Source organism: Weizmannia agrestimuris, from assembly GCF_943193165.1.
Classification (GTDB): Bacteria; Bacillota; Bacilli; order Bacillales; family Bacillaceae_C; genus Weizmannia; species Weizmannia faecalis.
Window position 1 is genome coordinate 19996 of the sequence record NZ_CALPDC010000034.1, and the last position, 13404, is coordinate 33399.

11 protein-coding genes and 1 pseudogene are annotated in these 13404 nt (G+C 41.9%); 10 read left to right on the forward strand and 2 right to left on the reverse strand.

All coding sequences use genetic code 11. The features are described 5' to 3' along the window. Positions 1-118 precede the first annotated feature (118 nt). Together NFR98_RS12010 and NFR98_RS12015 are read left to right on the forward strand one after the other, a co-directional pair. Positions 119-832 (forward strand): class I SAM-dependent methyltransferase, encoded by a 714-nt coding sequence (locus NFR98_RS12010; RefSeq protein WP_035191120.1) that lies wholly within the window; start codon positions 119-121, stop codon positions 830-832. Positions 833-1138: 306 nt separating this feature from the next. After that, a pseudogene (locus NFR98_RS12015) lies at positions 1139-1807 on the forward strand (Rpn family recombination-promoting nuclease/putative transposase); the annotation flags it as partial. 152 nt (positions 1808-1959) lie between these two features. Here NFR98_RS12015 and NFR98_RS12020 read toward each other — a convergent pair. Next, entirely contained in the window at positions 1960-4629 is a 2670-nt protein-coding gene (locus tag NFR98_RS12020) for a glycoside hydrolase family 70 protein (protein ID WP_251460192.1), read from the reverse strand. A 525-nt stretch (positions 4630-5154) separates the two neighbouring features. On the opposite strand from NFR98_RS12020, the gene NFR98_RS12025 reads away from it, so the two are divergent. The 8 genes from NFR98_RS12025 (at position 5155) to NFR98_RS12060 (ending at position 12991) form a co-directional block, all read left to right on the forward strand. Next, the gene (locus tag NFR98_RS12025) at positions 5155-5907 is read left to right on the forward strand and encodes an HIRAN domain-containing protein (RefSeq protein WP_251460193.1); all 753 of its coding nucleotides are present in this window, start codon (positions 5155-5157) and stop codon (positions 5905-5907) included. Between the two features lie 946 nt (positions 5908-6853). After that, positions 6854-7654: an SDR family oxidoreductase gene (locus NFR98_RS12030; protein ID WP_061577543.1), complete on the forward strand. Its 801-nt coding sequence runs from the start codon at positions 6854-6856 to the stop codon at positions 7652-7654. A 36-nt stretch (positions 7655-7690) separates the two neighbouring features. Further along, on the forward strand, positions 7691-9670 hold the full coding sequence (locus NFR98_RS12035) for a BglG family transcription antiterminator (protein WP_235601146.1): 1980 nt from the start codon (positions 7691-7693) through the stop codon (positions 9668-9670). A 26-nt stretch (positions 9671-9696) separates the two neighbouring features. Then, complete coding sequence (locus tag NFR98_RS12040) at positions 9697-10146, forward strand: transcriptional regulator GutM (RefSeq protein WP_061577537.1); 450 nt, start codon at positions 9697-9699, stop codon at positions 10144-10146. Between the two features lie 19 nt (positions 10147-10165). Next, positions 10166-10714, forward strand: a complete 549-nt coding sequence (gene srlA, locus NFR98_RS12045; RefSeq protein WP_061577538.1) for a PTS glucitol/sorbitol transporter subunit IIC — start codon at positions 10166-10168, stop codon at positions 10712-10714. Between the two features lie 19 nt (positions 10715-10733). Continuing rightward, positions 10734-11756 carry a PTS glucitol/sorbitol transporter subunit IIB gene (srlE, locus tag NFR98_RS12050; protein ID WP_061577539.1) on the forward strand — a complete coding sequence of 341 codons (1023 nt, stop codon included), beginning with the start codon at positions 10734-10736 and terminating at the stop codon, positions 11754-11756. A gap of 144 nt (positions 11757-11900) precedes the next feature. After that, complete coding sequence (locus NFR98_RS12055) at positions 11901-12266, forward strand: PTS glucitol/sorbitol transporter subunit IIA (RefSeq protein WP_061577540.1); 366 nt, start codon at positions 11901-11903, stop codon at positions 12264-12266. A gap of 35 nt (positions 12267-12301) precedes the next feature. After that, a complete protein-coding gene (locus tag NFR98_RS12060) occupies positions 12302-12991 on the forward strand; it encodes a transaldolase family protein (protein ID WP_061577541.1) in 690 nt (229 codons plus the stop codon). A 59-nt stretch (positions 12992-13050) separates the two neighbouring features. Here NFR98_RS12060 and NFR98_RS12065 read toward each other — a convergent pair. Beyond that, positions 13051-13404, reverse strand: a 354-nt coding sequence (locus tag NFR98_RS12065; RefSeq protein WP_251460194.1) for a transposase, incomplete at its 5' end; no start/stop codon positions are given.

The window sequence follows — 13404 nt, forward strand, 5'->3', positions numbered from 1 at the left end:
CTCCATTGCTTTTTCTTAACCAAAGTATGTTTTTAAACGATAACGGTTACCGATTTCTGCAATGGTACATACGGTATATAAACGAGCCAGCTGTTTGAATGGCAAGGGAGGGGTTAGAGTGGATCGGGAATATACTTACCTGAATTGTTTAGCAGAACTGGGAGTCGGCGGAGCGCATCCAGGCGGTTTCAAGCTGACACAGGATATATTATCGACTGAACATATAGGAAAAAAAACAACAGTGCTTGATGCGGGCTGCGGCACCGGCCAAACTGCTGCATACGTCGCGCAGCAGTACGGATGCCAAGTGACAGGGCTGGATCATCATCAATTGATGGTGGAAAAAGCCAGGAAAAGAGTCCGGTCATTAGGTTTGCCGATACAAATTGTGCACGGGAACACAGAGGCTCTCCCGTTTGCAGACAGTCAATTTGATTTGGTATTGTCAGAGTCGGTGATCGTTTTTACCGATATGCCCAAAACGGTTCAGGAATTTCAGCGGGTGCTGAAGCCCGGCGGATGTTTAATTGCGATTGAAATGGTTTTGGAGCAGCCTGTTTCGCCCCAAAGATTAGCACACATCAAAGACTTTTATGGAGTATCCCGAATTTTAACCGAGGAACAGTGGGTGCAGCTTTTTCAAGAAGCAGGGTTTCAATCCATCCATTCTGAAAAATATGATTTGCAATTTGGAGTTCAAAATGTCCCTGATTTTTCATTGTCGGAGGGCGTGGATGTGCAGTATTTTGAGATGCTTGAGCATCATATGATTATGTTTGAGTCAACCAAAGAGATCCTCGGCTTCCGGATTTTCAGATGCAAAACGGTTTAGGGTGCCGATCTATGGCAAGTTTTTCGACACAAAATAAGGAAGCTGGAATATTTGCAGGTTTGTCTTTTTAGGAGCCGGAGGAGTACGCGTGCATACCGGCTCCTTCATTTTTCGGTCCGTACACTTTTTATGGGCAATTTCAAATTCATAGATGGCCCGTTTGAGGAGAAATATTTTATGGGGGATGGGGGGCCGGCTGGAATTGGAAAAAATGGGGTTGACATCAGAAAAGATTTCAAATAATATCAAATTAATAGATTTACTCTATGAAACCCTCGCAAAACAACCCCGAAAGGAAGGATCCTCATGACAAAAGAATACCTTGACCTCAAAATGGACTTTATGTTCAAACAGCTTTTCGGCCACCCGAGCCGGAAAAACATCACCCTTGCCTTTTTGAATGACTTGCTGACCCGAAAAGGGCAGGACAGAATTGTCGATGTCCAGTATGAGAACACCGCACTCATTAAATCTGACTCGGACGGCAAAACAGGTCTGCTTGATATCCTCGTTTACACATCCAACCATGAGAGAATAAATGTTGAAATCCAGGTGGAAAATCAGCACAATATGCGGGAACGAGTGCTTTATTATTGGACAAAACTTTTCTCTTCCACGTTAGAGGCCGGACAAAATTATACAGAACTTGTTCCTACAATCATGATTTCTATCTTAAATTACCTGCTTTTCCCGCACCAAACCAAACGATTCCATAACCGCTTTCATGTTTATGAGGATTTGGAGTTTTTTATGTGGAGCCCGCATCTGGAATTACACACATTTGATTTGACAAAGTTCATGATAAAGTGGAAAAAATATAGACGAGGGATGAAAGCGAAACCACCAGCCTCATATCCATGGCTGATGATGCTTTCTGCTGCAGATTACCGAAAAAAGACGATAGACACGGATATTTTGCAGGAATTGGAGGAGTTAGCGATGAAAGAGCAGGAAGTACTTGATGCGATCAAAGAAACCCCCGAATTTTAAATGAACCCAATCTTTAAGGTGCCCTTCTTTCTGGTTTAAAGTATCTCTTCAAACTCAACTATAAGATGTTTGCGGTGAACAAAAAAGCGTACCCACCCCGTTGCCGGTTGTTGGGAACGCTTTTTGTTTAAAGAAATTTATTTGCTCTTAACCGCTTTGGCATTGATGTAGCCTATCCATTTGCCTTTGTTGTCATAAAGGGACAGGTAGCTTAACCCATTTATATGATAATAAATGTATTTCGCCAAGTATGTTTTGTTTATGGCTCGGATATTTTTCTTCTTCCAGTTAAAGTTTTGATATACGGCGTAGTTCTTGCTGGTTACTTTGACGGATTTGCCGTATTGTATGGCAGCCCCTTGCTTGCCACTTCCGGTTTTCGCTGCCTTGGCGTTGATATAACCGGCCCATTTTCCTTTGCCATCATAAAGGGACAGGTAAGTTGATCCGTTGCTGTGATGGTATTGGACCTTGGCAAGATACGTTTTATTCACTGCATTGACATTCTTCTTCTTCCAGTTGAAGTCTTGATATACGGCATAATGCTTGTTTGTTACCGTTACATACTTACCGTATTTAAGTGCAGGGCCTTGTTTTGGCGTTGCCGCTTTTTTTGCTGGGATCCAGACGCCAAGGTACCCTTTTACCCGGGCATTTTGCGTCCCTTTTACATGAACGGTTAAAATGCCTTTGCTATCTGTGACCAGCTTTTCGTTATGAAATCCGGTTGCATCCTCAAATGTCTGGTTGGCATGCCGGGATCCCATATTCACTTTAATAGTCGTATCGGTTTTCGGGTTATTTCCGATTACGGTTGCCACGCCGGTATTCCGGTCATTTCCATAGCGGACGCTTGAGATCAAATCTTTTCCCGCCGTGCCGGAAGTGTTCGACTTATAGTTGGTTACTTGCTGGTTCCCGTAGGCATAGTTTTTACGCACTTTCAGCAATTTCACAATTGTATCATAATACGGCGTACGTTCACTCATGTAAGAAGCATTCGTTTTGTATAAGTCGCCGTAAAAGACAGTCGGGACGGTATCTTTATTCGTCAAAACATATGCGTACTGGCTTGGCACATTGGATGGCGCATATTTTTTTACCGTGCTTTCCATGTCTTTTTCATAGATGTCCAAAGCTTTTGCCTCTGTCTTTTTATCATACAGATCCTGGAAAGCCTTCGGTGTGGATGTGCCATAATGCGTCCCCGGCTTAATGCCATACTGGTCCAGCATGATACTGTTCACTCGATTCTTTTCCTGGTCATGATTATTAACAAATGACCAGTTTGGCGTTGCGTTCGCCGTGCCTGCACCTGCCCTGTTGACAACAGCGTTTGTAGCAATGGTGGAAAGGTTGTTTGATGGCGAATTTTTGCCCAAAGCATTTTGCAAAGAATAGAACAGGGCATAATCCATCATTAACTGCGGATTCCCGTTTGCGTTTTCAAAATTTGTCCCGGCACTTTCATAAGTCTCAATATAGCTTAAATGGTCGTTTAAATTATTGCCAAAATGCTGTTTCATTACGTCGGCTTCATCCAGCAACACTTGTTGATCATAATGGCTTGCAGCATCAATTCTGAAGCCGTCAAACTGATACGTATCGAGCAGCCAGTTCATCCAGTGGATCTGTTCTTTTTGGACAGTTGGATTCCCGTTGTCTATGTCCATTCCTAACAGAAACTGTTTCTTCCCGCTAATTGTGTTGTTAAGGTTGTGAAGGGTTGTCCCATTCTTTTTCACAAATAGAAACTGATCCTGGTCATCTGATCCGGAATTATCATTTTTGAACGATCTTTCTTCCGATCCAAAGCCGTAACCGGGTTGTGATGCAATATAGGCATCTGTTAAACTTGCGATTTCCCCGTTGTCGCCATTCAGTATATCGTCAACAGTTGAATAGCCATGGCTTTTCATGTACTTTAAATAGCCGGGGTCATAGTTCATTAACATCGGTTTCCAATAATTATCCGAAGTCGAAGCGTCTTTAGCAGCATACCAGCCGTCTACTGAAAAATAAGTATCAACTGTATTGATTTTATTTGCCGCTGCAGCTTCATTGAGCCAACTTGGCAAATGGTTTTTCGGGTTGTTTGGCCCAAAATATCGATACGGAATGCCCTCGCTGTCTTTCATCACCCGATCCATACCCTGTCCTTGTACGGAGGTGCCGTTAAAATACTTTTTATTCCATTCTTTAATGTAGCCATATTTCGCCTGTCCTTCGCCGCCACCTTTTGTATAAGCGAGGTACAGGTCGGCCCTGATTTGCGTTGTAAGTCCTGTTGTATAAGGATTTTTAAACAAATTTCCGTTTTGATCTACGCGTGTGACGTAAACCGCTTCCCTTTTGCCCAATCCGAGAACCTGGTTGGGTACAAGATCTTCTTGCACTTTTAAACCACTTGCGTGAAGCGCGGAAACCATACTTTTCAATTCATCGCTTGTCCCGTATTTGGTCGGCCGGGTGTTATTCGGCCCCTGGTTAAATTCACCGAGGTCATAACGGTCGGCAATGGCGTAGCCTTCCATGTAACGCGCCATGTTGAAAGAACGGTAAGCCGGAGGGAGCCATATATCCGTAATGCCCCAATCTTTCAATTCGCTGCCTTTCGCTGAAAGAATTTTGTACATATTGCTTTCATATGGCATGTACAGGCTAAAGCTTTGAAAAATTACGCGGTTATCGAGCGATGTGCCGGATGTATAAGCCTTGGCAGATTTAGGAAAATAACTGATCGAACCGGCAACCAGTAACAAAGACAACATCAATATTGACAATCTGCTAAAAAATTTCTTTTCCAACGTATTCCCCCCTTTAAAAATGTTGTTGTAACAGTAAAATACTACTACATGATGGGGGAATATTCTATATCATTTTTGCGGGTTTCACATAAAATTCTAATGTTTTTTTCATTTAAGGAAAAAACCTTTGAGCAACGCTGGACACCTCTTCGAAGGGGGGATTTTGTATCCGGAGATGGCCTGAAAAATGAAGGAGGAAATTTGAAGGTTTGTGTCGAATGTAAAGTATGTTTTTGAGGGAATGGGCAACAGGGTTCCACTCCCTTCAGCAATAAAGTGAATCCCCCATTTTATAAAACTTATGAATACATCATCCCGGTTCAACTGATCTGTGCGTATGTCCCGCAGTTAAAAGGGATCGACCCAAGTACGCCAAAAGACAAGGATTTCCATAGAAAACTGGGGAGCAAGAAACTGGCCTGGTGATTTGTTCAAGTTGTCCTTTTAAGAAAAAATAGCGGCATAACGCCATTACTCCTCTATCGTAAAGAATGGCTCTTGATCTGGTACAAAGGAGGTGCTTGAATGCAAAAAAATCCATGTGTCTTATGGCTGATCTGGAAAAATCAGGAGACAAGGCAGCGTTATCATATTGGTAACTTATTTCTTGAAGTTGGAAAATACATTTTTTCATATGAGTTGAGCGGGAAGCGCAGAACCTTAAAAGAGGCTTTGGAAAATGGATATAAACCGCATCTGTCATTTCGTAATCTAAATAAGACATACGTTTCTGATCGCTTATTTGGACCATTTGAACGGCGGTTACCGGATAAAAGGAGACCGGATTTTGATAAGATTTTAAAAAATTATGGGCTGCCTCCGGATTATACAGAAATGGATTTATTGCGGGCTACTGGTGGACGGCTGGCTACTGATCCGTATGAATTTGTTGCCCCGATTAGTGTTTTTGAAGACCGGTTTAATTTTGACTTTTATATCGCGGGGTGGCGCTACTATGACGGAGAAAAAGTAATTAATCAGTTGAAAGAAGGCGCGGCTGTGCGTTTTCAATTGGAGCCTTCAAACAAGGAAGATGAAAAAGCTGTAATCGTTTTGTCAGAAAAAGGGGAATATAAATTAGGATATTTTCCGGCTTTCTATAGTGGCTTTATGTATGAGATGATTGAAGAACATTTCGTTTATGAAGCAAGAATTGAAAAAGTGAGCCCTATGGCAAGGCCGCAATCAAAGGTAAGTATTTCAGTTACCGGATGTTTGGCGAACGGTTTTTTCGTAAAAAATGGCGAAAATGTTGAATCAGTACATGTGCTTGTTTAAAAACAGCTTACTCTGTATAATCGTTTCCCGTATACATTACTAGGAAATGGTGTTTCTGGATTGAGCCGGAAGATGGGTATTCTTGGCGGTGTGTCTAGCCGTTAGCCTTATTGATTCACCATAGCATGAACTTCTGCAACTGAATGCATTCCGTGAAGTGACAGCACCACTTGAATGTGGATGCCCGATCGTTTTTTGAAGCTGAAATTTAGGATGCCCATCTGCAAAAACCCTTGGTGCCATTTGGCTCCAGGGGTTTTTGATTTCTCACTTACATATCAAAAAAGACGAGATTTTTATGCTATCAAACCTCAGGGATCTGATCCGACCATGACCGCATTGAGTTTTGTACAGGCTAACGAAACAAAGGCCGACCTGCAACTTAAAAAAATAAATAAGGGATTCCCTTCCGGTTCACAAAGTCCTGCTGCCCCCCTCGATTGGCCCCCATTCACAGTTGTATCAAAAATTTTTTAGGAAGTGAAAAACGCTGAATATAATCAGGAATTGCTGAACGAATCCACTTGTCAACAAGCTTCACCTCAATATATAGAAGAATGTATCTGCGAAAATGCGTGATTCTACCTTCTCTATACGTTGAATCACGCATTTGTTATAAAATCTTTGCATTACATTTCGGCAAAAGCTATTATCACCTTTGCTGAATCTAGAAATTTTTGCTTATTCAGCAACCCCTAATTAAAATCTTCTTCCAATCCCCCATTTACTCTGTTGTCACGCAGTGCCCATTGCTTGCAAAACGTCCGGTTATGTTTCATATCGTCTAAGCTGTATTCCGGCTTGCTTAGTGAAAAGATAAAGGAATTTGCCGGAATCGTACCGGATTTTTCACATTCGTGTGAAAAAAGCCGCATTAATTACAGGAAGTGATTTTCTTATAATTGAGATCGTAATAAAGAATAAATCACAATTTGAGGTGAGATCGATGAAAAGTTCATGGCTAGATTTAGAAGGAAAAGTTGCCATTGTTACGGGCGGTGCATCAGGTATTGGACAAAGTATCGCAAAAGCGTTACTGGAAAACGGGGCAAAAGTAGTTGTTTCAGATTTGGCAGTTGAAGATGGTGAGCAAGCAGACGGTTTTTACTATGTGAAATGTGATGTAACCAAAAAAGAAAGCGTTGACGAAATGGTGAGAAAGACGGTAGAACGTTTTGGCGCTATCGATGTTCTTGTCAATAATGCCGGTATCAATCTGCCAAGGCTGTTGGTTGATACAGCCGGAGAACGGCCGGAGTACGAACTGGACGAAAAAGCCTTTGATCTCATGGTGAATGTAAACCAAAAGGGACCGTTCCTGTGTGCGCAAGCTGTTGTAAAAGAAATGTTAAAACAAGGAAAAGGTGTTGTTGTCAATATGGCATCTGAAGCCGGCCAGGAAGGATCTGCAGGCCAAAGTTGTTATGCAGCAACAAAAGGCGCGTTGATTGCTTTCACTCGGTCATGGGGAAAGGAGCTTGGAAAGTTTCATATTCGCGTAGTGGGTGTAGCCCCGGCAATTATGGAAAAAACCGGATTGCGAACGGATGCCTATAACGAAGCATTAGCTTATACAAGAGGCGTGACGGTTGAAGGATTGGCAACAGACTACAGTAAATCGATTCCGATCGGGCGGGAAGGAAAACTATGTGAGGTTGCCGATCTTGTATGTTTCCTTGCTTCGGACCGTGCCAGCTATATTACGGGGACGACCTATAACATTTCTGGCGGGAAATCACGCGGATAACTAACAGACAGGCAAATAAAAGCCCCAACCTTGTGAGTGCTGTACCATAAAGCCCAGAGGATATATCTGCATACTTTAAAAAAGGGGGTTTTACCGTTATCTTGTCGAGTCTTGGATTCCCGGCTGTTATCGCTGATTGAAATTCTGCTTCATAAAGATTATTGCACTTTGGATGAATTCGCACAACGATTGGGAGTGAGCACAAGAACCATTCGTAAAGATATTAAACAGTTAAAACTTGAAATGAAAGGTATTGCGGAACTTATTAAAGATAAAAGTAAGGGCTACCGCTTAGTGATCGAGAATGAAGAAGCATTTCGGCGTTTGTGGGAATGTTCAAAAACCGAAAAAGCGTCGGAAGATTCCCCGCAGTCGCGATTGGCTTTTATTATTAGCAGGTTAATGAACCACGATCGCGCCATCACGCTGGATGAACTGGCTTTTGAAATGAATATAGGAAGAACAACGCTTGTATCTGAAATGAAAAAAGCCAAAATGTCACTAAGTTCCTATAATCTGGTTATTCGGGGAAAGCCGAATAAGGGCATTTATTTAAGTGGCGCTGAATTAGATTTACGTTTTTTCATATTGGACAATTTATATGACTACTTATATAGCCATGATCATTTAGAAGGAGAACTGGAGAGAAAAATTAATGGAATAGTCAAAAAGCAGGCACTTGAATTAAGTACAAGAAAAAAGTTATTGCAATTTATTATTGTGATGCTAGACCGGCTTACAAAGGGCCGATCATTGACGGTGATGAAAGAAAAGTACATGAAACTTTTGGAAACAAAAGAATATCAGCTGGCATTAGAAATTGCTTCTATTCTTGAGGATGGTTTATCTATTAAGATTCCTACATTTGAAGTTTTATTTATCACCATCCCGATTGCCGGCAGAAGGACTCCGATAAGCAGTAAGATCATGATGGATATTTCCATCTCTGAAGATATGATAAAGCTGGTACATTTAATTGTTGAGGAAATCGGGTTTCATAAAAACATCATTAGCGAAAACCAAGCTTTCTTTACGGATCTTGAGTATCATTTAACGCTGATGTTAAATCGCTTGATGTTTGATTTACACCTTGAAAATCCATTACTGTCTGATGTGAAAGAGAAGTATCCGGTCGCCTATAAGATGGCTGAGATTGCAGGTCAGGTAATTGAAAAGGAATATCATCTGAAAGTTCCTGCCAATGAACTTGGCTATATTGCCATCTATTTTGAAGTACTAAATTCAAAAAACGAATTGAAAACAAAGCGCCTGCAGCGGGTCGCCGTTGTATGCGGAACAGGAAGAGGAACTTCGGAACTGGTTGCCATGCAATTGCGGCGCATCCTAAAACAGGGCACAAAAATTGATCTGTTTTCAGAACATGAAGTGGATAAAGAAACCTTTACAGATTACGATATTGTTTTTACGACAGTGGACCTTGACTTTGAAACAGAGCCGCCTTTGATCCGGATCAATGAGATTTTTGATGAAGACAGAATTGAACAGGAAATTGAAAAAGTCACCTTCTTGCACAAGTTCAACATCAGAAACGGCGGAAATGACTCATTTATTATAAAAGCACTGATAGATCGTGATAAGTTTTTCATTTTAGACAGCACGAAGAGTTACCGGAAAAATGTAAACTTCATGGTAAATGAGCTGATTGCAAAGGGACATCTGGACCGGGGTTTTATGGAGCGTTTGAGGAAAAGAAGTGAAAAAGGGTCTATGGTGTTTGACCAGTCTATTGCCCTGCCACATACGATCCATTACCAGTCTTCCGAAATTGTCCTTTCTGCCGGGGTGTTTCCAGATCCAATTAAAGAGGATGGCAAAGTTATTAAACTGGTTTTTCTCCTTGGATTACCGGAACAAGCACATAGCGACCCTAGTCTATTAGTTAGAATTTATGATGAAATTATCCAGATGGCAAAGGATAAAACGCTCATTGACAGGCTATCCCGATCAAAGAACTATGAAGAATTTATCGCATCTCTCAATCAGACCGGGAAATAGGGATTTTCAAAAAGGGGAGTGATGAAATGCAAATCATTTTTATCATGGTTTTTATAGCAAGTGCCTTTTTATTTCAGTTTGTCTTGGGCTACTTCCAAATTAGGCAATTTTCGAAAGCGTATACACAACTGCGAAAACTCGGAAAGGTAGCTATCGGCAAACGGCCTGGTAAAATCCGCTCCGGAACGATTGTACTTTTTGCATTGTCCCATAACGGCACTATTTTAAAAGCGAAAAAAATCCAAGGTGTCACCGTAATGGCGAGGGTACGGGACTTACAGGGATTCGAAGGAAAAAACATCAAAACGATAAGTGAAGCAGATATGGCGAAATGCAACAAATTATTGCGGCTTGCTATTTTAGACGCCGTCAATAATTACAACATCATCATGAGCGGCGGCCAAATTCCGGATAAACCGAGCCTGTTGAAACGCATGATGCATCAGGCGGACCGTTTAGCCACCTTAAAAAAATAATATGAAGAGGTGAAAGGTAATGGATATTCTTGTTCATTTGGCACAAGGATTTATGTCCTTGTTCCAAACAGGTGCAAAAACTTTTGTTTCGTGGATGAATAATATTGTTCCGGTCGTTTTGCTTTTACTCGTTGCCATGAATACATTAATCCGATTAATTGGGGAACACCGCATTAATCGTTTGGCAAAGGCATCAAGCAAAAACCCGCTGTTAAGATATTTAGTCCTTCCATTTTTGGCATCCTTTATGTTGGGCAATCCGATGGCCTTGTCAATGGGACGGTTCTTACCGGAAAAATACAAACCGAGCTACTATGCTTCGGGCGCCTATTTCTGCCATACGAGCAATGGCTTGTTCCCGCATATTAATCCAGGTGAATTGTTTATATGGATGGGGATTGCACAAGGGATTCAGAAACTTGGCCTTAATACAGCCGATCTGGCAGTCCGGTATTTCCTCGTCGGATTGGTTATGAACTTTTTCGCAGGGTGGATCACAGACTTTACGACAAAAGTTGTAGAACGGCAGCAAAAAATCAAACTGAAATCTGAAATAAATTTAGACTGAGGATAAAGGAGGATGCTCCATGGCTAAATATCGTTCTGTAAAAATAGTGAGAGGAAGCGGCGGTTTTGGCGGCCCGTTAACGATCACACCGACTGAAAAAAGAAATAAGATCCTTTATATCACAGGTGGCGGGGCAAAACCGGATATTGTCGATAAAATTGTTGAATTGACCGGCGCTGAAGCTGTAAACGGATTTAAAACATCCGTCCCTGAAGAGGAGATCGCCCTGGCGATTATTGATTGCGGTGGTACATTGCGATGCGGCATTTACCCGCAAAAACGGATTCCGACCGTTAATATTATGCCAACTGGAAAAAGCGGCCCATTAGCAAAATATATTACAGAAGATATTTATGTATCAGCTGTCGGTGTCGACCAGATTCATCCCGTCGAGGTGGACGAGCATGCAGATGTGGCGGCTGCAGCAGAAAAAGCATCCGAGGCCGAACCCGAAAGAAAATTTAAGTATAGTACCGATAAAAAGATATCACAAACGCTGGCAGCACAAAAAGAACAAGGGATTATGACAAAAATCGGCCTCGGTGCCGGGAAGGTGATCAACACCTTCTATCAGGCAGGCCGTGATGCAGTCCAAACGATGATCAATACAATTATCCCATTTATGGCATTTGTCTCGCTATTGATTGGAATTATTGAAGGATCGGGCGTTGGTAATTTGTTTGCAAAAGTAATGTCACCGCTTGCAGGAAATATTTGGGGTTTGCTTTTGATTGGTTTTATTTGTTCATTGCCATTCCTATCCCCATTGCTTGGGCCTGGAGCCGTTATTGCGCAAATCATTGGTACTTTAATTGGGGTGGAAATTGGCAAAGGCAATATTCCTCCTCACCTGGCACTGCCGGCATTATTTGCGATTAACACGCAAAATGCCTGCGATTTTATTCCGGTTGGTTTAGGCTTGGCGGAAGCGGAAGCTGAAACAGTGGAGGTCGGGGTGCCTTCGGTTTTGTACTCAAGATTCCTGATCGGGGTTCCAAGGGTGTTTGTTGCATGGCTGGCAAGTTTTGGGCTATATCAGTAATATAGAATATCATAGCATAATAGGGTACAGATCCATCCTGCTGCTTCAGCGCCACAACTAGCAGAGAATTGGAAAATTACCAAGACAGAAAAAGAAACTTAAAGGAGGTTGAAAGACGCGGTGTAAGACCGTTGTCCGTATTATATGAAAACCATCTATGAAAATACAATTAAAACAAAAGGGCCAATGGCGGAAAACTTTTTAAATGAGAAAATGATTATTTTATTCGGGGAAAAGGCGCCACAAGAACTGAAAGATTATTGTTATTTGATTGATGTAGTGGAACCGGCCGGAGAGATACAACCTGGTCAAGCATTATATATAGGAAATAAAGTTTTTAAAATCACATCGGTTGGAGATCTTGTTCAACGCAATCTAGCAGCATTAGGCCATATTACACTGCGTTTTGATGGCGCTTCAACGCCTGAATTGCCAGGTACCTTGTATTTGGAAGATAAAGAGGTCCCCCTGATGGATAGCGGAACAGAAATCAAGATTGTCAGTGCTTAAACAGGTTGGAAAAATGATTAAGGGAGGGAAAATGGTTGAGACTATACGTTGATTCTGCAGATGTCAAACAAATTGCGCATCTGGTTGAATATTTTCCCATTGCAGGCGTTACAACGAACCCGTCCATTCTCGTCAAGGAAAAGCGCCCTTATCTGGCAGTTTTAAAGGAAATCAGAGAAATCATCGGTGAAGATAGGGAACTCTTTGTCCAGACGCTTGGTGAAACGGCTGATGAAATGGCAGAGGAAGCCCAGTTCATCATCAGTAAACTGCCTGGCAAGACCATTGTGAAAATTCCGGTTACAGAAGAAGCAATCAAAGCGATGAAAATGCTTGCGCAAGAAAAAATCCCTGTGCTCGGAACGGCTATATACGCACCCTTTCAGGCATTAATGGCCGCTAAAGCGGGGGCAAAATATGTTGCCCCTTACGTAAACCGAATGGATAATCTAAACGGAAATGGGGTCAAAGTCGTTTCTGAAATTGCAAAGCTGTTTTCTATCTATCATTTGAAAACGGAAATATTGGCAGCCAGCTTTAAAAATATCCAGCAAGCAATGGATGTCTGCCTTGCTGGAGCTGAAGCGCTGACTTTATCTCCTGATTTTATTAATAAACTGGTATCATACCCGGCAACCGTAAATGATATAAAAGATTTTAAAGCACAATGGACCGCGCAATTTGGGTCTGCTCATTCGGTTTTGGGGAACTATGGTGAAGTTTAATCCGGCCGGTTTGAAAAATTGGAGTCCTAAAAAGGGCTTGCTGAACGAATCAGATTCTGTCAGATACAAGCCAAATTACGGTTATTAAAATATAAAATAGTGTTGTACAAAAATTTCAAAAAAAGAACCCTGAGCTTCCGCTCCAGATTCATTATAAGGAATTGAAGGGCTACTACTGTTTCACTGGTCTCCTGAAGGCGTGCTCGAATAAGGCCTAGCCCATACTTGCGCTTGCCTTCGCCAAATTTGCTTTCAACGGCATTACGTTCGGAGGCATCCTGCCTTGCCACGCGTTCTAAGGTTTTGTCTTCCGTTTTGGATGGGCGTCCCAACCTTGGCCCACTCAGACGAATGCCAAGAGATTTACAGTATGCTAGGTTGTCACGGTTTCGGTAGATTTTATCTGCTAAAAT